The organism is Arthrobacter ginkgonis (genome assembly GCF_039540195.1).
GTDB classification, from domain to species: Bacteria; Actinomycetota; Actinomycetes; order Actinomycetales; family Micrococcaceae; genus Zafaria; species Zafaria ginkgonis.
In genome coordinates, this window is sequence record NZ_BAABEO010000012.1 from 239,116 (window position 1) to 258,969 (window position 19,854).

The 19,854-nt window shown below is 72.1% G+C and carries 17 protein-coding genes; all 17 read left to right on the top strand.

Annotated features, from left to right (window positions below; genetic code table 11):
* Positions 1-76: 76 nt before the first annotated feature.
* Positions 77-1,282 (top strand): DNA polymerase IV, encoded by a 1,206-nt coding sequence (dinB, locus tag ABD912_RS10755; protein WP_345150701.1) that lies wholly within the window; start codon positions 77-79, stop codon positions 1,280-1,282.
* Between the two features lie 200 nt (positions 1,283-1,482).
* Positions 1,483-1,848: a DUF3040 domain-containing protein gene (locus ABD912_RS10760; protein ID WP_345150703.1), complete on the top strand. Its 366-nt coding sequence runs from the start codon at positions 1,483-1,485 to the stop codon at positions 1,846-1,848.
* A gap of 319 nt (positions 1,849-2,167) precedes the next feature.
* Entirely contained in the window at positions 2,168-2,599 is a 432-nt protein-coding gene (mraZ, locus tag ABD912_RS10765; protein ID WP_345150705.1) for a division/cell wall cluster transcriptional repressor MraZ, read from the top strand.
* Between the two features lie 174 nt (positions 2,600-2,773).
* Positions 2,774-3,778 (top strand): 16S rRNA (cytosine(1402)-N(4))-methyltransferase RsmH, encoded by a 1,005-nt coding sequence (rsmH, locus tag ABD912_RS10770; protein WP_345150706.1) that lies wholly within the window; start codon positions 2,774-2,776, stop codon positions 3,776-3,778.
* A 2-nt stretch (positions 3,779-3,780) separates the two neighbouring features.
* Positions 3,781-4,473 carry a hypothetical protein gene (locus ABD912_RS10775; RefSeq protein WP_345150708.1) on the top strand — a complete coding sequence of 231 codons (693 nt, stop codon included), beginning with the start codon at positions 3,781-3,783 and terminating at the stop codon, positions 4,471-4,473.
* Between the two features lie 42 nt (positions 4,474-4,515).
* Positions 4,516-6,363 (top strand): peptidoglycan D,D-transpeptidase FtsI family protein, encoded by a 1,848-nt coding sequence (locus ABD912_RS10780; RefSeq protein WP_345150710.1) that lies wholly within the window; start codon positions 4,516-4,518, stop codon positions 6,361-6,363.
* Positions 6,363-7,976, top strand: a complete 1,614-nt coding sequence (locus tag ABD912_RS10785) for a UDP-N-acetylmuramoyl-L-alanyl-D-glutamate--2,6-diaminopimelate ligase (RefSeq protein ID WP_345150712.1) — start codon at positions 6,363-6,365, stop codon at positions 7,974-7,976. Before ABD912_RS10780 ends, ABD912_RS10785 begins: the two co-directional genes overlap by 1 nt.
* A 13-nt stretch (positions 7,977-7,989) precedes the next feature.
* Positions 7,990-9,453: a UDP-N-acetylmuramoyl-tripeptide--D-alanyl-D-alanine ligase gene (locus tag ABD912_RS10790; protein ID WP_345150713.1), complete on the top strand. Its 1,464-nt coding sequence runs from the start codon at positions 7,990-7,992 to the stop codon at positions 9,451-9,453.
* Positions 9,450-10,556 carry a phospho-N-acetylmuramoyl-pentapeptide-transferase gene (gene mraY / locus ABD912_RS10795; protein ID WP_345150714.1) on the top strand — a complete coding sequence of 369 codons (1,107 nt, stop codon included), beginning with the start codon at positions 9,450-9,452 and terminating at the stop codon, positions 10,554-10,556. The genes ABD912_RS10790 and mraY overlap by 4 nt, the downstream gene beginning before the upstream one ends.
* Positions 10,538-12,073, top strand: a complete 1,536-nt coding sequence (gene murD / locus ABD912_RS10800; protein WP_345150715.1) for a UDP-N-acetylmuramoyl-L-alanine--D-glutamate ligase — start codon at positions 10,538-10,540, stop codon at positions 12,071-12,073. The genes mraY and murD overlap by 19 nt, the downstream gene beginning before the upstream one ends.
* 10 nt (positions 12,074-12,083) lie before the next feature.
* The gene (gene ftsW / locus ABD912_RS10805; RefSeq protein ID WP_345150717.1) at positions 12,084-13,469 is read left to right on the top strand and encodes a putative lipid II flippase FtsW; all 1,386 of its coding nucleotides are present in this window, start codon (positions 12,084-12,086) and stop codon (positions 13,467-13,469) included.
* A 30-nt stretch (positions 13,470-13,499) separates the two neighbouring features.
* Entirely contained in the window at positions 13,500-14,612 is a 1,113-nt protein-coding gene (gene murG / locus ABD912_RS10810; RefSeq protein WP_345150718.1) for an undecaprenyldiphospho-muramoylpentapeptide beta-N-acetylglucosaminyltransferase, read from the top strand.
* Between the two features lie 4 nt (positions 14,613-14,616).
* Complete coding sequence (gene murC, locus ABD912_RS10815; protein ID WP_345150720.1) at positions 14,617-16,017, top strand: UDP-N-acetylmuramate--L-alanine ligase; 1,401 nt, start codon at positions 14,617-14,619, stop codon at positions 16,015-16,017.
* Positions 16,014-16,781 carry a cell division protein FtsQ/DivIB gene (locus ABD912_RS10820; RefSeq protein WP_345150721.1) on the top strand — a complete coding sequence of 256 codons (768 nt, stop codon included), beginning with the start codon at positions 16,014-16,016 and terminating at the stop codon, positions 16,779-16,781. The genes murC and ABD912_RS10820 overlap by 4 nt, the downstream gene beginning before the upstream one ends.
* 223 nt (positions 16,782-17,004) lie before the next feature.
* A complete protein-coding gene (gene ftsZ / locus ABD912_RS10825; protein ID WP_345150722.1) occupies positions 17,005-18,225 on the top strand; it encodes a cell division protein FtsZ in 1,221 nt (406 codons plus the stop codon).
* 26 nt (positions 18,226-18,251) lie between these two features.
* Positions 18,252-19,028, top strand: a complete 777-nt coding sequence (locus ABD912_RS10830; RefSeq protein WP_345150724.1) for a polyphenol oxidase family protein — start codon at positions 18,252-18,254, stop codon at positions 19,026-19,028.
* On the top strand, positions 19,025-19,801 hold the full coding sequence (locus tag ABD912_RS10835) for a YggS family pyridoxal phosphate-dependent enzyme (RefSeq protein WP_345150725.1): 777 nt from the start codon (positions 19,025-19,027) through the stop codon (positions 19,799-19,801). The genes ABD912_RS10830 and ABD912_RS10835 overlap by 4 nt, the downstream gene beginning before the upstream one ends.
* Positions 19,802-19,854 lie beyond the last annotated feature (53 nt).

Sequence of the window (19,854 nt, forward strand, 5' to 3'; positions counted from 1 at the left end):
AAGCCCCACTGTATCCGCAGCCCCCCGCAATCGCCCGCCCGCGCCAGACCGCCCGCGCAAGACATAGCATGGTGGCATGACGGACGGTGCACGGGAGCGGGCGATCCTGCACGTGGACATGGACGCGTTCTACGTGTCCGTGGAGCTGCTCTCCCGCCCGGACCTGGCCGGACGGCAGGTGATCGTGGGCCACGCGGGGGAGCGGTCGGTGGTGCTGTCCGCCTCCTACCCCTGCCGCGCGCTCGGGGTCAGCTCCGCGATGCCGATGACCGCCGCCGTGCGGATGGCCCCGCGGGCCGTGGTGCTGGAACCGAACATGGCCGCCTATCGGCACTACTCCGGGCGCATCATGGCGATCTTCCGCGAGGTGACCCCGCTGGTGGAGCAGGTCAGCGTCGACGAGGCCTTCCTGGACGTCACGGGGAGCCTGCGCCGGCTGGGGCACCCCCAGGCCATCGGGGAGATGCTCAGGCGCAGGATCCGGACCGAACTGGGGCTGCCGGCCAGCGTGGGCATCGCCCGCAACAAGTTCGTCGCCAAGGTGGCCTCCACCCATGCCAAGCCGGACGGCCTGCTGGCGGTGCCGCCCGCACGGACCGCACAGTTCCTGCAGTCCCTGCCGGTGCGTTCCCTGTGGGGCGTGGGGGAGCGGACCGCGCGGGTGCTGTCCGACGCCGGGATCGCCACCGTTGCGGACCTCGCGCAGATGCCGGTCCGCACGCTCGAGCGGATGCTCGGAGCCCACGGGCCGCAGCTGCATGCCCTGGCCTGGGGACTGGACGACCGTCCGGTGGAGCCGGTCCGCGTGGAAAAGAGCATCGGCGCCGAGGAGACGTTCGAGCGGGACGTCTCCGACCCCGACGCGCTCCGGCGCGAACTGCTGCGGCTGTCCCACAGGGTGGCGGAGCGCCTGCGTGCCTCCGGACGCGAGGCCGGAACGGTGGTCCTGAAGGTGCGCTACGCCGACTTCTCCACCATCACCCGCAGCCGCCGCCTGGCCCAGCCCGCCGGTGCCGCACCCGCCGTGCACCAGGCCGCCGAAGCCCTCCTTGACGCCCTCGGCACGCTGCCGCAGCCCGTTCGGCTGCTCGGCGTGCGCGCCGAGCAACTCGTGGAGTCCACCGGCTACCAATTGAGCATCGAGCGCAGCGAAGGCAACTGGCGGCAGGCGGAGGAGGCCATGGACCGGATCCGCGCCCGCTTCCCGCAGGGGGCGGTCCGGCCCGCCACGCTGCTGGCTGGCCGGGAACCCTTCGCGGGGCAGGCAGAGGCCGACGCATAGGGCCCGCGTGAGGGGGCGCGCCGCGCCGCATATCACACTCAAACTACCGCACTTCGGCACTGCGGGACTATCCTTGAACCACTAGAGCGTAGTGGTGCGGCCGCATGGTCCGGGGGAACTTTTCCGGGGAGGCGGACGTTGCACCCCCAAAGGGCCGCATCGAGGCGTACCGAAGGAACGAAGGGACGGGGGAAGGGACCATGCCGCTTTCCGAGCACGAGCAGCGACTCCTGGAGCAACTGGAGAAGCAGTTGCACGAGGATCACCGTTTCGCCTCCTCCATGAAATCCGCCGCGGGCCCGGGAGGATACTCGACCCGCAACATCGCGATCGGCTCCTTGGTGGCCGTCGCGGGCATCATCGTGCTGCTGTTCGGCATCTCCGGCCAACTGATCCCGTTAGGCGTCCTGGGCTTTGCGGCCATGTGCGCCGGCGTGTACATCGCCCTGTCCAAGGCGGGCATGCGCTCCTCGTCCGGCCGGAAGGCGGGCAAGGGCAAGGGCAAGACCTCCTTCATGCACGACCTGGACCGCAAGTGGGACGAGCGGCGGCGCGGCGACGAGTAGTCCCGGCCCCGCCAGCAACGCCCCCAGCACCGGAAGGACCCGTGGATTCCACGGGTCCTTCACCGTTTTAACGCCCCCCGTTCAACCCCGCAGCGGTGCCGCGTTGTGCCCCACTGCCCTCCCGTCGTCCCCCCACTTCCCTCCACCCCGCCCGTTGCCCGGAAAGCCGCGGATGACGTGCGGCGACGCGCCGTCCCGTCCGGCGCGCCGGTTTGTCAATCTCGTTGACAGTGGAGGGAAGTGGGGTAAAGTGGGGCCAAGAAGAGGGCAGGGGAGAAGGTGAGGCGGGAAAGCTCCTTGAACCGAGAAGGCGGTGCTCATGTTCCTAGGGACGTACGCACCGCGGCTCGATGAGAAGCACCGCCTGATCCTCCCGGCAAAATTCCGCGACGAGCTGGCCGAAGGGCTGGTCCTGACGCGGGGCCAGGAGCGATGCATCTACGTCTTCAGCCAGCGGGAATTCGAACGGGTCCATGAGCAAATGCGACAGGCCCCGCTCTCCTCCCGCCAGGCGAGGGACTACATCCGCCTCTTCCTCTCCGGCGCGTCGGACGAAACGCCGGACAAGCAGGGCCGGGTCACGATTCCGGCCCCGTTGCGTTCCTACGCGGGGCTCGACCGGGAGGTCACGGTCATCGGGGCGGGAACACGGGCCGAGATCTGGGACACCAGGGCTTGGACCGAATACCTGGAGGAGAAGGAGGCAGCCTTCTCCGAAACGGACGAAGACATACTGCCGGGCATCTTCTAGCGGCGCCCGCCGCCAAGGGCCCGGACGGCGGCTTGGACGAGATCTCCAGCCGCCCGGCAGGCACCGACCTGGCTCACCTTCCCCTGAGCCAGGCAGGGGCACCGCCGGGCCGGAGGGGGATCTGGCCCAAGCCGCTGCATTGAACGAACACCAACGACGCGGGAAGGGGGCCCTGTGGCAGACGACGAACGGGACGAGGTTGCGTCGCGTCCGGCGAGTGAGCGGCACGTGCCCGTGCTCCTGGACCGCTGCGTCGGCCTCCTGGAGCCCGGCATCAGGGCCGGGATCGAGGCCCGCGGCCGCGCCGTCGTCGTCGACTGCACGCTGGGCATGGGCGGGCACTCCGAGGCGATGCTTGAGCGCTTCCCCGAACTGCACCTGATCGGGCTGGACCGCGACGAGCAGGCCCTGGCCCTCGCCGGCGCCCGGCTCGAACGCTTCGCCGGCCGCACCGACCTGGTCCACGCCGTGTACGACGAGGTGGCCGACGTCGTCGCCGACCTCGGCTTCACCGGGGTGGACGGCGTCCTCTTCGACCTGGGCGTGTCCTCCCTGCAGCTGGACGAGCGAGACCGCGGCTTCGCGTACTCCTACGACGCCCCGCTGGACATGCGCATGGACACCTCCACGGGCCCCACCGCCGCGGACATCGTGAACGGGTACTCCGAGCAGGAGCTGGTCCGGATCATCCGGACCTGGGGCGAGGAGAAGTTCGCCGGGCGCATCGCCTCCTCCATCGTCAAGGCCCGCGAGGCCGCCCCGCTCACCACCACGGGGGAACTGGTCGCCGCGATCCGCTCCGTCGTCCCGGCGGCGGCCGCCCGCACCGCCGGCCACCCGGCCAAGCGCACCTTCCAGGCCCTGCGCATCGAGGTCAACGAGGAGCTCGACGTGCTCGACCGCGCGATCCCCGCCGCCATGGGGGCGCTTGAGGTCGGGGGCAGGGTGGTGGTGATGAGCTACCACTCCCTGGAAGACAAGATCACCAAGCGGCACTTTGCCGCCGGTTCGCGGTCCTCCGCCCCCGCCGGATTCCCGGTGGAACTGGAGGAGCACAAGGCGCAGTACAAGACGCTGACCCGGGGGACCGAAACCCCCACGGCGCAGGAAATCGAAGAGAACCCCCGCGCGGCCTCGGCAAAGCTGAGGGCCGTCGAACGAATCCTGAAGAGGAGCTGACCATGGGCATCCGGTCCCAGACGCGTGTTGTGCCGCACGGGATTCCCGCCACGGCGGTGGACGGGGCCACGGCCCGCGCCCTCGTTCCGGAGCCCGGGCACGGTGCGCCCGAACCCCGGCGGCGGACCGCCCTCTCGGTTGTCCCCGCCGTGGTGGGAGGCCGCCGGCTGCCGTTCGCCGTCTTCTGCTTCGGGGTGATGCTGGCCGCCCTGGCCACGGTCCTGGTGCTGAACATCTCCGTCTCCGGCGGGCAGTACGAGGTCGTCAAGCTGCGCAACCAGGAGCAGGCGCTGACCCAGGAGAACGAGGCCCTGTCCCAGCAGGCCCAGAAGCTGGAGGCCCCCCAAAGCGTTGCGGCCAAGGCGGCCGAACTCGGCATGGTGGTTCCCGGCTCCGTCGCCTCGATCGACCTCGACACCCTCAAGGTCGCCGGCACCTCCTCCGCGGCCAAGGCCGAGGAGAGCCCCACCTCGCTCGTTGCCGACAGGGAAACCGCGGCCGGCGCCGCGTCCGCCGCCGAACCGGCCACCGACCCTGTGGCGGAAGACCCGGCCGCCGAGAACTCCGTCGCGGAGGACCCGGCCAACGAGCCGGTCGCGGAGGTGCCGGCCCGGACGGTGGACGCGGAGTTCACCGAGCAGGAACTCAATGGCGGAACGATTCCTGCCCCGGCGCAGCAGGAGCCGAAGAACTAGCCAGCAGCAGCCGAAGAACTAGCACGACGCGAGGATTGATGGATGGCAGCGCCACGTACCGGGACCGCCGGCACCCGCACGGGGGACGACGGAGCCCGGCGACAGCCGCGCACGGGGGTCCGGCTGCGGGTCGGCCTGGCCATGGCCCTGGTGATGCTGCTGGTGCTCGGCGGGCGCCTGTTCTTCGTCCAGGGGCTTGACCCGGAAGGCATCGCCCAGGCCGCGGTGAAGAACCGCATCCGCGCCCAGACCATCCAGGCCGAACGCGGGCAGATCCTGGATTCGGAGGGGCGCGTGCTGGCCGCCAGCGTCGAACGCTACGACCTCGTCGTCAACCAGCGCCTGCTCAAGTCCGAGTTCACGCGCAAGAACCAGCAGAGCGGCGAACGCGAGAAGGTCGCCATCGACCAGGCCATCGCCGAACTGGTCCCGCTCCTTGACCAGGACGCGGAAACCCTGCGCACCTCGATCGTGGGCCGGGACGGGGCCGAGAAGAAGGGCTACTCCTACGTCGCCAAGGGCGTCACGCCCGAGGTCCGCAACGCGGTCCTGGCGGTCGGCATCCCCAGCCTCACCAGCGAACAGCGCACCGAGCGCAACTACCCCAACGGTTCCGTCGCCGGCAGCATCCTCGGTTTTACGACCTCCGACGGCAAGGCCGCCGAGGGCCTTGAGCTGAGCCAGGACGAGGCCCTCAGCGGCACCGACGGCAAGAAGACCTACGAGGTCGGTGCCGACGGCATCCGCATTCCGATGGCCACCATGCAGGAGGTGGACGCGGTCGACGGCCAGGACGTGCGCCTGACCATCAACAGCGACATCCAGTGGGCCGCCCAGGAGGCGGTCATGGCCAAGCAGAAGCAGTTCAAGGCCGAGTGGGTCAACGCCGTTGTGGTCGAGGTGAAGACCGGCAAGATCCGGGCGCTGGCGGACTCGACCACCGTGGACCCCTCCGACCCCGGGGCCACCGACCCCGAGTTCCGCACCTCCACCACCGTCACCCAGGCGTTCGAACCCGGCTCCACCGGCAAGGTTGGCACCTTCGCCGCGGCCCTCGAGGAGGGCGTCGTGGAGCCCACGGAGGAGTTCACGGTCAAGAACTCCTACACCATCCAGAACGAGAAGATCAACGACTCGCTCAAGCACGCCACGTTCCAGATGACCGCGGCGGGCATCTTCGCGCGCTCCTACAACACCGGCACCGTCAAGATCGGCAGCCGCCTGACCAACGAGCAGCGCTACGAGTGGATGAAGAAACTGGGCATCGGAACCAGGATCGACATCGGGCTGCCGTCCTCCAACCCGGGCATCTTCGCCCCGCCCGCCGCCTGGGACCGCCGCCAGCAGTTCACCACCATGTTCGGGCAGGCCTACACGCAGACCGCCCTGCACACCGCCAAGATCTTCCAGACGGTGGGCAACCACGGCGTGCAGATCGAGCCCAGCCTCATCGAGGCCTACGTCGATCCGGACGGCACCGAGCACCCGGTCGAGGCAGCCACGCCCACGCGCATCTTCTCCGAGGAGACCTCCGAGGAGATGCGGCGCATGATGGAGACCGTCGTCGACGCCGGTACCGGCACCCTGATGGCCATCGAGGGCTACCGGGTGGGCGGCAAGTCCGGCACGGGCCAGGCCGCCGGGCCGACCGGCGTGTACGACGGCCACACCAGTTCCTTCGCCGGCATGGTCCCGATCGATGACCCGAAGTACCTCGTGGTGGTCACCATGCACCGCCCCAAGGGCAATTGGCGCAGTTGGTCGGTCGGTGATACCTTCACCCGCATCATGAGCCAGACCCTGAACACGTACGACGTGGCGCCGAGCACCACGGAATCCCAAGCCTACAAAGTCTTTGTCGGCAAGAACCAGAAGTACAGCTGGGACTGATGAACACGAACACCACTGCGGCCCGCGACGCCGAGCGCGCCTTCCGCCCTGCCACCGCACCCGCCCTGTCCCTGGCCGACCTCGCAGCCGCCCCACACGCCGGCCTCAGGCTGGAAGGGGACGGGTCCGCCGTCGTGCACGGGGTCTGCCTGGACTCCCGCGCCGTCCTGCCCGGGGACCTCTACGCGGCCGTGCCCGGCGCCAACCGCCACGGCGCCGACTTCGCCGCCGCGGCCGCCGCCGCCGGCGCCGCCGCGGTGCTCACCGACGAGGAGGGCCTGGCCCGGGTCCGCGCCGCCGGCCTGCCCGCACTGGTGGCCGGCTCCGTGCGCGCCGCGGTGGGGCCCCTCGCCGCCCTTCTGCACGGCACCGCCTCCGGACCGGCGCTGGTCGGCGTCACCGGAACCAACGGCAAGACCACCACCACCTACTTCGCCACCTCGCTGCTGCGCGCCCTCGGGCAGCGGACCGGGCTGGTCGGCACCATCGAGATCGTCGCCGGCGACACCCGCATCCCCAGCGTCCTGACCACCCCGGAGGCCCCGCAGCTGCACGCCCTGATGGCCCGCATGCGCGAGGCCGGCGTGGACACGGCCGCGATGGAGGTCTCCTCCCACTCCATCGACTACGGGCGCATCGGCGGGCTGGCCTTCGAAGTGGCCGGCTTCACCAACCTCACCCAGGACCACTTGGACCTGCACGGCACCATGGAGGAGTACTTCGCCTCCAAGGCCCGCCTGTTCGAGTCCTCCCGCACCCGCCGCGCCGTGGTCACGGTCGATGACGCGTGGGGCCGCCGCATGGCGGAGGCCTCCACCGCCGAGACGTGGACGCTGGCCACCGCGGCCGGGACGGAGGGGAGCGACGCCGACTGGCGGGTCCGCGCGATCGTGGCCGACGGGCTGGGCCACCGCTTCGAGGTGGCCGGACCCGACGGCGCGCTGCTGCGCGCCCGCACCGGGCTGCCCGGCCTGTTCAACGTCTCCAACGCCGCCCTGGCCCTGCTGATGGTCCACGCCGCCGGGACGCCGCTGGAGGACCTCCAGCGCGTGCTCGAGGAGGCCGACCCGCTGACCGTCGAGGTTCCCGGGCGCATGCAGGTCATCGCCCAGCGCCCGGCGGCGATCGTGGACTTCGCCCACAACCCCGACGCGCTCCAGCGCGCGCTGGAGTCGGTGGACAGCACCCGTCCCGGGGCCCGCACGATCGTGGTCTTCGGCGCGACCGGCCAGCGCGACGCCACCAAGCGCCCGGTCATGGGCGCGGTCGCCGCCCGGCACGCGGACGTTGTGGTGGTCACCGACGACGACCCGCACGACGAGGAACCCGCGGGCATCCGGGCTGCCGTGCTGGCCGGCGCCCGCGACGCGGTCGCCGGCGGAGCCCGTGCCGCCGACGTTCTCGAGGTGGCGCCGCGCGCGGCCGCCATCGCCGCGGCCGTGGACCTCGCCGGGCCGGAGGACACCATCCTGGTGGCCGGGCGCGGCCACGAGGTCTGGCAGGAGGTCCGGGGCGTGAACCTGCCCCTGGACGACCGCGTGGAACTGCGCGGAGCCCTGCGCGCACGCGGCTTCCTGCCCGCCGATTCCGCCCACTCCACCGCCAAAGGGTAAAGTCCACCTAGCCATGATTTATCTCAGTACCGCCGAAATTGCGGCCATTACCGGCGGCCGCCCGACGGCGACCGCACTTCCCGAGACCGAGGTCCGCGGCGTTGCCACGGACTCGCGCGAATGCGCGCCCGGCTGGCTGTTCGTCGCCAAGCCCGGTGCCGCTTCCGACGGCCACCACTTCGTTCCGCAGGCCTTCGCGGCCGGCGCCGTGCTGGCCTTGGCCGAGCGCGAAACCACCGCCGCCGACGGCACGGTGCACCCCGCCGTGATCGTTCCCGACGCCGTTCTGGCCATGGGGAAGATCGCCGCGCACACCGTGGCCCGGCTGCGCGAAACCAACGCCCTGCGCACGGTGGGGATCACCGGCTCCGCCGGGAAGACGACCACCAAGGACCTGCTCGCCGCCATCCTGGCCGGCACCGGGGAAACCGTCGCCCCGATCGGTTCCTACAACGGGGAGGTCGGCGTCCCGCTGACCGTCTTCAAGGCCACGGATCAGACCCGCAACCTGGTCGTCGAGATGGGCGCCACCGGCGTCGGGCACATCGAGTACCTGGCCCGCATGGTCCGTCCCGAGGTCGGCGTCGTGCTCTGCGTGGGCAGCGCCCACGCGGGCGAGTTCGGCGGGACCGAAAACATCGCCCGCGCCAAGGGCGAACTGGTCGAGGCCCTCCCGGAGGACGGCACCGCGGTGCTGAACCTGGACGATCCGGCCGTGGCCGCCATGGCCTCGCGCACCCGCGCCGCCGTGCTCGGCTTCGGCGAGCAGGCCCCGGCCGGCGCCGTGTCCGCCGAGGACGTCGAGGTGGACCGCGACGGGCATCCCCACTTCACGCTGCGCCTGCCGGACGGCTCCGCCCACCCGGTGCGCAGCGGCCTGATCGGCCGCCACCACGTGACCAACCTGCTGGCCGCCGCGGCCGCCGCGTACGCCCTCGGCGTCGACGGGGCCGCCATCGCCGCCGCCCTCACCGGGCGCGGGCCGGCCAGCCGCTGGCGCATGGAGCGCACCGACCGCCCCGACAGCGTCACCGTCATCAACGACGCCTACAACGCCAACCCCGATTCCATGCGCGCGGCCCTGCGCACGCTGGCCGAACTCGGCCTGCCGGACGGCCAGGGACAGGCCCGGCGCACCTGGGCCGTGCTGGGCGAAATGCTCGAACTGGGCGAGGACTCCGTGCTGGAGCACGACCTGCTTGGCCGGCTGGCGGTGCGCCTGAACATCAAGAAGCTCGTCGTCGTCGGCCACGGGGCCAAGGCCGCCTACAACTCGGCAGTCCTCGAAGGCAGCTGGGGCGACGAGGCGATGTTCGTGGAGACCGCCGAAGAGGCCGAACGCCTGCTCAACGAGCGGCTGCGGCCCGGAGACATCGTCCTGTTCAAGTCCTCCAACGGGGCAGGGCTGCGCTTCCTGGGCGACCGGCTGGCAACGACCGCGGGCGGCCTCGCCGCCGGGGAGGAGAGCGTCCGGTGATCGCCCTCATCATTGGCGCGGGCTCGGCGCTGCTGCTGTCGCTGCTGGGCACGCCGCTGTTCATCAAGCTGCTTGTCAAACAGGGGTACGGACAGTTCGTCCGCGACGACGGGCCGACGTCCCACCACACCAAGCGCGGCACCCCCACCATGGGCGGTGCCGTCATCGTGCTGGCCGTGCTGATCGCCTACTTCGGCACGCACGGGATCCTGTCGCTGATCAGCGACCACTCCGCCGGTCCCACGGTCAGCGGCCTGGTGCTGCTGTTCCTGACGGTCGGCATGGGGCTGGTCGGATTCCTCGACGACTTCATCAAGATCTCCAAGCAGCGCAGCCTGGGCCTGCGGGCCTGGCAGAAGATCGTGCTCCAGGCCGCGGTCGGCATCGCCTTCGCCATCCTGGCCCTGCAGTTCCCCAACGACAAGGGCCTCACCCCGGCCTCCACGCACATCTCCTTCATCCGCGACCTGAACATCGACCTGGCCTTCGCCGGGCCGCTGCTCGGGGCCATCCTGTTCGTGCTCTGGGCCAACCTGATCATCACCGGCACCACCAACGGCGTGAACCTCACCGACGGCCTGGACGGACTCGCCACGGGCGCCGCCATCATGGTCTTCGCCGCCTACACGCTGATGGGCATCTGGCAGTACAACCAGGCCTGCGGTTCCTCCCGCTCCATCGGCACCGTCTGCTACGAGGTCCGCGACCCCATGGACCTGGCCCTGCTCGGGGCCATCCTCTGCGGCGCCCTGGTGGGCTTCCTGTGGTGGAACACCTCGCCGGCGAAGATCTTCATGGGCGACACCGGCTCGCTGGCCATCGGCGGCGCCGTCGCGGCCTTCGCCATCCTCTCCCGCACCGAACTGCTGCTGGTCGTGCTGGCCGGGCTGTTCGTGATGATCACCCTGTCGGTGATCATCCAGGTCGGGTACTTCAAGATCAGCGGCGGCAAGCGCGTGTTCAAGATGGCGCCGCTGCAGCACCACTTCGAACTCAAGGGCTGGGCGGAAGTGACGGTCGTGGTCCGGTTCTGGATCCTCGGCGGCCTCTTCGTCGCCGCCGGCCTGGGAATCTTCTACGCCGAATGGGTGGTGGGACTGTGACGCACGCGCCGATCGGGGAACTGACCAGCTGGGACGCCGACTGGGCCGGGCTGCGCGTGGTCGTGGCCGGGCTGGGGCTCTCCGGCTTCTCCGCCGCCGACACGCTCATCGAGCTCGGCGCCCGCGTCGTGGTCATCGACGGCGCCGACACCGAGACCAACCGCTCCCGCGCGGACACGCTGGAGATCGTCGGCGCCGCCGCGGTGCTGCTCGGGGCCGGGCACGTGGCGGAACTGCCCCTGGTGGAGGGCGAACCGGCCGAACTGGTCATCGCCTCCCCGGGCTGGAACCCGCGCCACCCCGTGCTCGCCGCCGCCGCGGAGGCCGGCATCCCGGTCTGGGGCGACGTCGAACTGGCCTGGCGGGTGCGCGAGCGCGCCGGCCGCAAGACCGCCGAATGGCTGGCCGTCACCGGCACCAACGGCAAGACGACGACGGTCGGCATGGTCGAATCCATGCTCCGCGCCGCCGGGTTGCGCGCGGTCGCCGCCGGCAACGTCGGCACCCCCATCCTGGACGCGGTCCGCGACCCGGAAGGCTACGACGCCATCGCCGTCGAACTCTCCAGCTTCCAGCTGCACCACACGCACACGATGTCGCCGCTGGCCTCGGTGGTGCTGAACCTGGCCGAGGACCACATCGACTGGCACGGCAGCTACGCCGAATACGTCGCCGCCAAGGCCAAGATCTACGCGCGGACCCGCGTCGCCGCGGTCTACAACGTCGAGCAGGCCGAGACCGAGCGCCTCGTCGAGGACGCCGACGTCGTCGAGGGCTGCCGCGCGATCGGCTTCACCACCGGGATCCCGGCGGTGAGCATGCTCGGCGTCGTCGAGGGCCTGCTGGTGGACCGCGCCTTCATCGAGGACCGCCGCACCTCGGCCGCCGAACTGGCCACGCTCGAGGACCTCGGCGAGGTCGCGCCCCGGCACACCGTCGCCAACGCCCTGGCCGCCGCGGCGCTGGTGCGCGCCTACGGCGTGGAACCGCGCGCCGTCCGCGACGGACTGCGCGCCTTCGACCCCGGCGCGCACCGCATCCAGCCGGTGGCCCGGCGCGGGGACATCCTGTGGATCAACGACTCCAAGGCGACCAACCCGCACGCCGCCGCCGCCTCGCTGGGCGCCTTCGCCTCCGTCGTGTGGATCGCCGGCGGCCTGTCCAAGGGCGTCGACTACGACGACCTGGTGGCCGCCAACGCCGACCGGCTCAAGACGGTGGTGCTGATCGGCACCGACACCGCAGGGCTCCGCGCGGCGCTGGAGCGACACGCGCCGCAGGTGCCCGTCATCGAGGCGGCGGTGGGCGAGACTGGACAGGAGCCGCCGGAGACCGCGCGCGGCGGGGAGGTCATGGCCGGTGCCGTGGCCGCCGCCGCTTCCGTGGCCGAGCCCGGGGACACCGTCCTGATGGCCCCGGCGGCGGCGTCCATGGACCAGTTCGCCTCCTACGCCCACCGGGGCAACGCCTTCATCGAGGCCGTCAGGGCCCTCATGGAGGCGGACGAACAGCACTAAAGGAGCATCCGTGCCAGCCCCCACCACCCCGCCGCGCGGACCCGCACGACCGCCCCGCCCGCGGACGAAGGGCCGCACCGCGGTGTCCTCCGCCCGGACGCCATCGGCCGGCGCGCCATCGGCAGTGAAGCCGGCCCCCGTGCGGGCCGGCTCCCCGCCGGCGCGGTCCCCGATCCGGAGGCTGTGGAGCTGGCTCGAGGGCGACCCCGAGACCGGCGGCGGCGTCAGCTACTACATGATCCTCGGCAGCTCGGTGGCGCTGACCCTCATCGGGCTGCTGATGGTGCTGTCCTCCTCGGCCGTGGAGGCCATCACCAAGGAGACCTCCTCCTACGACCTGTTCATGCGCCAGGGCATCTGGGCGCTGGCCGGCTTCGTCCTGATGGTCGTTATGGCCCGCCTGCCCGTGGACACGATACGGAGACTGGCCTGGCCCGCCCTGGGCCTGGCCGTGCTCCTGCTGCTGCTCGTCTTCACCCCGCTGGGGGTGGAGGTCTACGGCAACCGCAACTGGATCCGCATCGGCGGCTTCAGCGGACAGCCCTCGGAGGCGGCGAAACTCGCGCTGGCCGTGTGGGCCGCCGCCGTGCTGGAACGCAAGTCGCACATGATCTCCAACTGGAGGCACGCCGTCGTGCCCGTCGTCTTCCCCCTCGGCGGCCTGGTGGTGCTGCTGGTGCTGCTCGGCCGCGACCTCGGCACCGCGCTGGTCCTGCTGCTGATCCTGGGCACCACGATCTTCCTCGCCGGGGCGCCGCTGCGCATGTTCGGCGTCGCCCTGGGCGGCGCGGCCAGCCTGGCCCTGCTGATGGTCGCGGTCAGCGGCAACCGGATGACCCGCATCTACGCCTGGCTGCGGCTGAACTGCGACTCGGCCACGGACCCCTGCTACCAGTCGGAGCAGGGGCTGTACGCGCTGGCTTCCGGCGGCTGGTGGGGCCTGGGCCTGGGCCAGTCGCGACAGAAGTGGAACTACATCCCGGAGGCCGAGAACGACTTCATCTTCGCCATCATCGGCGAGGAGCTCGGGCTCGTGGGAACGATCGTGATCATCGCCCTGTTCGGCCTGCTGGCGGTCGCCATGTACCGGGTCGCGGCCCGCAGCCACGACCGGTTCGTGCGGGTCGCCACCGGCGGCATCATGGTCTGGCTGATCGGGCAGGCCTTCATCAACATCGGCATGGTCACCAACGTGCTGCCCGTCGTCGGCGTCCCGCTGCCCTTCATCTCCTACGGCGGCTCCGCGCTGACGTTCGCCTTGACCGCGGTGGGCGTGGTCCTGGCCTTCGCCCGGCAGGGCCCCGGCGCCCCGCCGGTGCGCCAGGGTCCGCTCTCCCGCGCCCTCGCCCGCACCCGCGGCAGCCTGGACCAGGCCCGCAGGGCCCCCTCCGCCTGACCCCCACCCCCAACCGAAGGCACAAGCACCATGAACACAGGTCCTTCCATCGTCCTGGCCGGCGGCGGCACCGCCGGGCACATCTCGCCCCTGCTGGCCATCGCCGACGCGATCGCCGCGGCCCGCCCGGCCGCCGGCCTCGTCGCCGTCGGCACCGCCAGCGGCATGGAAACCCGGCTGGTCCCCGCGGCCGGGCGCCGGCTGGAAACCATCGACCGCGTCCCGCTGCCGCGCCGGCCCTCCGTGGACCTGCTCAAGCTGCCGTGGCGCTTCCGCGCCGCGGTGCGGCAGGCCGGCGACATCCTGGACCGCGAGGACGCCGACGTCGTCGTCGGCGTGGGCGGCTACGTCTGCACCCCCGTCTACCTGGCCGCCCGCAAGCGCCGCATCCCGGTGGTCATCCACGAGGCCAACGCCCGCGCCGGGCTGGCCAACAAGGTCGGCGCGCGCTTCGCCGCCCGCGTCGCCACCGCTTTTCCGGGCACCGGACTGCGCGGGGCCGAACTGGTCGGCATGCCGATGCGCCGCGGCATCGCCGGCCTGGACCGCGCCGCCGCGCGCCCGCAGGCCCGCGCGGCGCTGAACCTGGACGCGGACCTGCCCACCCTCGTGGTCACCGGCGGCTCCTCCGGGGCGGCCTCCATCAACCGGACCGTCCGCGCCGTCCTGCCGGACGTCGCCGCGGCCGGCATCCAGCTGCTGCACATCACCGGCCGCGGCAAGCAGCTGCTCGACGACGCCGGCGTGCCGCTGGCGTCCCCGGGCTACCGGCAGGTCGAATACGTCGACGGCATGGAACTGGCCTATGCGGCCGCCGACCTGGTGGTGGCCCGCTCCGGGGCCGGGACGGTGTGCGAACTCGCGGCCACCGGAACCCCCGCGGTGCTGGTTCCGCTGCCCATCGGCAACGGGGAACAGCGGCTGAACGCCGCCGGCCTGGTGGGGGCCGGGGGAGCGCTGCTGGTCGAGGACGCCGCCTTCACCCCCGACTGGTTCCGCGGCAACGTGCTGCCGCTGCTGCAGGACGCCGGCCGGCTGGCCGCCCTGTCCGCGGCGGCGCTGGGGCAGGGCCGCCGCGACGCGGCCGAGGCCGTGGCGGGGATCGTCCTGGACGCCGCCGGGGCCCCGGGCGTGGGAAGCTAGAGCCATGCAGCAGACGCACACCCTCCACGACCTTGGCCGCGTGCATTTCCTCGGGATCGGGGGCGTCGGGGTCTCCGGCGTCGCCCGCCTGATGCTCGCCCGCGGCGTGCCCGTTTCGGGAACCGACGCCAAGGACCTGCCGGTGCTCCGCGAGCTCAGCGCCCTGGGGGCCCGCACCCACGTCGGGTACGCGGCGGAGAACCTCCAGGACGCGGACACCGTGGTCATTTCCTCGGTCATCAAGCCCGGCAACCCCGAATACGACGCCGCCGTGGAGCGCGGGCTGCGCATCCTGCACCGCTCCGAGGGGCTGGCAGCCGCCATGGACGGCCACCACGTGGTCACCGTCGCCGGCACCCACGGCAAGACGACCACCAGTTCCCTCATCGCCGTGATGCTGCGCCACGCCGGGCTGGCCCCGTCCTTCGCCATCGGCGCGAACGTCGCCGGGCTGGGGGTCAACGCCGAGCACGGCGGCGGACGCCTGTTCGTGGCCGAGGCGGACGAATCGGACGCCTCGTTCCTGAACTACCGCCCCGACGTCGTGGTGGTGACCAACGTCGAGGCCGACCACCTGGACCACTACGGCACCGCCGAGGCCGTCGCGGAGAGCTTCCATGCCTTCGCCTCGCTGCTGCCCGCGGACGGCCTGCTGATCTGCTGCGCGGACGATCCGGGCGCGCACGCGCTGGCCACCCGGATGCGCCGCGAGCGCCCGGACCTGCGGGTGCAGACCTACGGCTTCGGCGACGACGCCGACCGCCGCCTGGTCGACCCGGCCCACGAGGGAGGGCGCGCCGAATGCACGCTCGAGTGGGGCAGTGGCGAACAGGTGGTGCTGGACCTGGCCGTGCCCGGGGACCACAACCTGCTCAACGCCGCAGCGGCCTTCGCGGTGGGACTGGACTGCGGACTCGAGCCCGAGGAGGCCGTCCGCGGGCTGGCCTCCTTCACCGGCGCCTCCCGCCGCTTCGACTTCCGCGGCGAGGCGGCCGGCGTGCGCGTCTACGACGACTACGCCCACCACCCCACCGAGGTCCTCGCCGCGCTGCGCACGGCGCGCGCCGTGGCCGGCGACGGCCGGGTCCACGTGGTGTTCCAGCCGCACCTGTACTCCCGCACCCGGGAGTTCTGGCGCGGTTTTGCCGACGCGCTCTCGCTGGCGGACACCGCGCTGGTGCTGGACATCTACCCGGCCCGCGAACAGCCGATCCCCGGGGTGACCAGCGGCCTGGTCGCCAACGCGCTGAACACCGACGGCGGCCTGGCCGGCGCCGCCGAGGCGCCCGTCCGGCTGGCCGCCGCGGCCGCCCCGGGGGACATCGTGATGACCATCGGAGCCGGCGACGTCACCGAGCTGGGGGAGGAGATCCTCGCCGCGCTGCGGGGGACGGCGCAGGCATGAGCACCCGGGCTCCCCACGGCGCAGGCACCGCACCGGCCCCGGACAACGTCCTGGCGCTGCCCGAGGCGCCCGGAGCCAGGCTCCGCCGCCGCGTGCTGCTGTGGACCGGCGGCGTGCTCGCCGCCATCGTCGCGATGATCCTGGTGCTGATGTATTCGCCGCTGCTGGCCATCCGCGGGATCGAGATCGAGGGCAACCGCCTGGTCTCCGACGACGCGGTCGCCGGGGCGCTGGAGCCGCTCGACGGCGTCCCGCTGCCCCAGGTCGGTCCCGGACGGGTGCTGCAGCTGCTGTCCGGCCTGGCGCCGGTGGCCGACGTCGTGGTGCAGGCGAAGGCGCCGCACACCCTGCAGGTGCGCGTCGTCGAGCACGCGCCCGTGGCGATCCTCAAGAACGGCAAGAAGCTGACCCTGGTGGGGGAGGACGGGCGCACGCTGGCGCCGCTGGCGAAGCGCTCGGATGCGTTGCTGCCGGTCATCTCCGCCTCCGCCGCCACCGGCGACCCGGCGGTGTTCCGCACCCTGACGCACGTGCTCGCCGGACTGCCGGGGTCGGTCCTGGCCCAGCTGGACCACGCCGGGGCCAAGACCATCGACTCGGTCGAACTGACCCTGTCCAACGGCAAGACGGTGATGTGGGGCAACGAGGAGCGCGGGGCGCAAAAGGCCCGCGTCCTGCAGGCCCTGCTCAAGGTCAAGGACGACCCCCAAGCCCCGGTCAAGGTCTACGACGTCAGCAGTCCCGACCAGCCGGTCACCCGGTAGCGGGCCCGCGCCGTCACGGCGTTCGCGCTCCGAGTTGCCGGGTAGACTTCTCGGGGCGACTTCTTGCGGCGACACGCGGGGTGGTCGTTGCATGACGGAAGCGCAAACCATAGCGTCTCCATAGCGCTTACTTGACATAACTATAACCCTCAAGTTGAAGGTTAAGGTTCGTCCGGTTGAAGCTTCCGTAGGTCAGCAGCACTTCGAACAAGGGAAACAGGACGTGGCAGCTCCACAGAACTACCTCGCCGTCATCAAGGTGGTCGGCATCGGCGGCGGCGGCGTCAACGCCGTCAACCGAATGATCGAGGTCGGCCTTCGCGGGGTCGAATTCATTGCGATCAACACCGACGCGCAGGCGCTGCTCATGAGCGACGCCGACGTCAAGCTCGACGTCGGACGTGAACTGACCCGCGGCCTGGGCGCCGGCGCCAACCCCGAGGTCGGCCGCCAGGCTGCCGAGGACCACGCCGAGGAGATCGAGGAGGTCCTGCGCGGGGCGGACATGGTCTTCGTCACCGCCGGCGAGGGTGGCGGCACCGGAACCGGCGGCGCCCCCGTGGTGGCCCGCATCGCCCGCTCCCTGGGCGCCCTGACCATCGGCGTCGTGACCCGCCCCTTCACCTTCGAGGGGCGCCGCCGCGCCAACTCGGCCGAGGCCGGCATCGACGCGCTGCGCGACGAGGTCGACACGCTGATCGTCATCCCGAACGACCGCCTGCTCTCGATCAGCGACCGCAACGTTTCCGTCCTTGATGCCTTCCGATCCGCCGACCAGGTGCTGCTGTCCGGTGTCCAGGGCATCACCGACCTGATCACCACCCCGGGCCTGATCAACCTCGACTTCGCCGACGTGAAGTCGGTGATGCAGGGTGCCGGCTCCGCGCTTATGGGCATCGGTTCGGCCCGCGGCGAGGACCGCGCGGTCAAGGCCGCGGAACTGGCCATCGCCTCCCCGCTGCTGGAGGCCTCCATCGACGGCGCGCACGGCGTCCTGCTCTCCATCCAGGGCGGAAGCGACCTGGGCCTGTTCGAGATCAACGAGGCCGCGCGCCTGGTCCAGGAGGTCGCCCACCCGGAGGCGAACATCATCTTCGGCGCCGTGATCGACGACGCCTTGGGGGACGAGGCCCGCATCACCGTGATCGCGGCCGGCTTCGACCAGGTCGATGTCACCTCGGCGCCCGCCCATGGCGGCCAGTCCCATGCCGCACCGTCCCACGCGGCCCCGGCGCACGCCGCACCGGCCGTTCAGGCGGCTCCCGCCGCCCCCGCGGCGGCCCCCGCGGCGCCGAGCGTCCCCGGAACGGTTCCGCTGGCTCCCGGGACGGTGCCCGGCACCGTTCCGGCCGCCCCGCGCTACGAGGAGCTGCCGGCCGTGGTCGAGCCCGACCTGGCCGTCGGCTCCAACGACGACCTGGACGTCCCGGACTTCCTGAAGTAGCCGACCGTCCCGCGAGGTTGCCCGCCATGCCCGATTCGATGCTGCCCGAAACCATGCTGCTCAGCTACGTCCCCGCCGGCCTGCCCGGCCTCCGGGTGGCGTTCACCTCGGGCGCAGAGGGCAACCTCGCGCTGCACGTGGGGGACGACCCGGCCCGGGTCGCCTCCGCCCGGGCCCGCCTCGAGGCCCGGCTCGGGCTGGTCCCGGGCGGGCTCCGCTTCATGGAGCAGGTCCACTCGGCCACCGTCCACGACGTGCCCGCCGGTCCCGCGCGGCCCGGGGCACCCGTGCCGGTGGCCGACGCGATGGTCAGTGCCGACGCCTCGGCCGCGCTGGCGGTTATGGTCGCCGACTGCCTGCCGGTGGTCTTCGCCGGCGCCACCGGCGCCGGAGCCGCCACTGCCGTGGCCCACGCCGGCCGCCGCGGACTGCTCGACGGCGTGCTGCAGGCCACCGTCGAACGCCTGCGGGCGGCCGGAGCCGACCGGCTCCAGGCGTGGATCGGTCCGGCGATCTGCGGCCGCTGCTACGAGGTGCCCGCCGCGATGGCCGCGGAGGCCGAGGGTCTTCTGCCCGGCATTGCCTGCACCACCTCGTGGGGGACCCCCGCGCTGGACCTGCCCGCCGCCGCCGCCGCATTGCTGGGCGGCCTCGGCGTCGCCGTCGAGTCCAGCGGCGTGTGCACCCGCGAGGACCCCTCCTACCCCTCGTACCGCCGCGACCCGGGGACCGGCCGCTTCGCCGGCCTGGTCTGGACGGACCCCACTTCAAGCTCCACTTCAAACCGCAAGGACTGCCCGTGACCGAACCGGCTCCCGTCGGGCTCCAGGCCCGCAGGTCCGACCTCGAGGCCAGGCTGGGCGCGGTCCACGAGCGCATCGCCGCCGCGGCCCGTGCCGCCGGACGCGGCGAGGCGCCCGAGCTGATCGTCGTCACCAAGTTCTTCCCCGCCTCCGACGTGCGCCTGCTCGCCGGGCTGGGCGTGCGCAGGGTGGGGGAGAACCGGGACCAGGAGGCGTCGGCCAAGGCGGCCGAACTGGCGGACCTGGACCTCGAATGGCACTTCATCGGCCAACTGCAGACCAACAAGGCCCGCCACGTGGCCCGCTACGCCCACACCGTGCAATCGGTGGACCGGCCGCAACTGGTCTCCGCCCTCTCCCGCGCCGTGGCCGCCGAAAACCAGCGCCGCGCCGACGAGGGGCTGCCCGCCCGCTCCCCGCTGGGCTGCCTCATCCAGGTGGACCTGCGCAGCCCCGCCGAACACGCCGGCGACGCCGGACCGGCCCACCGCGGCGGCGCCCTCCCCGCGGACATCGGAACCCTGGCCGGGCTCATCGACGCCGCCGACGGGCTGCGCCTGGGCGGCCTGATGGCCGTCGCGCCGCTGGGCTCCGACCCCGCCCCCGCCTTCGCCCGGCTCATGGAACTCTCGATGGTCCTGCGCGCCACCCATCCCGGGGCTGACGTGGTCTCCGCCGGAATGAGCCAGGACCTGGAGCAGGCCGTGGCGGCCGGGGCGACACACCTGCGTGTCGGGTCCGATGTCCTCGGTCCGCGCCCCGCGTTGCGGTAGCGTCGTCCGCGAGGAGACTCTCGCGGAGCCCGCCCCACGGCACCGCGCATGAC